Below are 1,414 nucleotides of genomic sequence, written 5' to 3'. Positions count from 1 at the left end.
GCTCGGTTAAAAGAGTCGCCATATTTTCAGCCGCTATATTGGGAATAATCACGTTTTGTTCCACGGTTAAACGCAATTCTCCGCTGCCATACACTTCGGCAATCCGGGCCAAATCGAACATATCATCGGCAAATAGACGACCAACGGGAACACAAAGACCGATATAGCTCAATCCCTCCTGTTTTTGCGGAAAAACTCCCAAATGATCCCGTTTTTCCCAGTCAATAGCGTCTTTTTCGGCAGCCGTTGCCAAGGGATAACCTAACTGATTAGCCACCCGCGTGCGGAATTCCTCGATTCCCCACTCATCAATTAACCACATTAAACGGGATTTTTGACGATTGGCGCGTAATCCGTTATCGCGGTAAACTTCTAAAATCCCTCGGCATAAATCCACCACTTCCTGATTCGGTCTCACCCAAACATTCATGGGAATTGCTGCTTCACAGCGTTTAGCCGAGAAAAAGCCTCCCACCACGACATTAAAGCCTAATTCTCCTTCTTTATAGGCAGGAACAAAGGCAATATCGTTAATTTCCGCATGAACAGAATTATCCCGTCCCCCCTCAATGGCAATATTAAATTTGCGGGGCAGATTGCTAAATTGATAATTACCTTGACCGCAGTTGGTAATCATATCTTGGACTTTTTGGACTAATTCCCTGGTATCAATTAATTCATCCGCGTCTAGTCCCGCCATGGGTGAACCGGTAATATTTCTGACATTATCCATGCCCGATTGTACCGAAGTCATACCCACGGATTTTAGTCGTTGGAAAATATCAGGAATATCTTCGATACGAATACCGCGTAATTGTAGGTTTTGACGAGTGGTAATATCGGCATTACCATCATCGCCGTAACGCTGCACGATTTCCCCTAAAACGCGCATTTGCTCACCGCTAATAATGCCGTTAGGAACCCGCAAACGCATCATGAATTTACCCGGGGTGACGGGACGATAAAAAACCCCCACCCATTTTAAGCGATATTCTAAATCGGTTTTATCCATCGCTTCCCAACCGATTTGGGCAAAATGATCTAGTTCATCTTTAATGGCTAATCCGTCTTTTTCGGCTTTAAATTTCTCGAATTTATTGAGAGTTGTTCCATCTTTTTCAGGTGCTTGTACCACGAATCTATCTCCTTTTGGTTTGTGGGTGTAATTGTTCTAGTTGGTGCGGGTTAGAAATGAAGAAATCGGGATTTAACAATAAGTATTCTTTAAAATACCGTCGTCATTAGCAAAAATTTAGTAATTTACCTAGTCTCTATTTGTTATTTAATTCTTTTTAACTTGGATAATTTTGTATTGTCTGTAACAGAAATCCTTTAACCATCGTGTTTAAGGATTTCTGTCATGCAGTAAGTGCATTGAGATGGGGTGTGGGGTGTGGGGTGTAGGGTGTGGGGT

1 protein-coding gene is annotated in these 1,414 nt (G+C 42.6%); it reads right to left on the bottom strand.

Translation table 11 applies throughout. The features are described from left to right. A partial coding sequence (locus PX481_RS00500) for a ferredoxin--nitrite reductase (protein WP_288093077.1) occupies positions 1-1,135 on the bottom strand: 1,135 nt, incomplete at its 3' end. Positions 1,136-1,414: the final 279 nt, after the last annotated feature.

Source organism: Microcystis sp. M53603_WE2 (assembly GCF_030065435.1).
The sequence above is the reverse complement of the archived record's forward strand: the minus strand, read 5'-3'. Positions and strand labels throughout refer to the sequence as shown.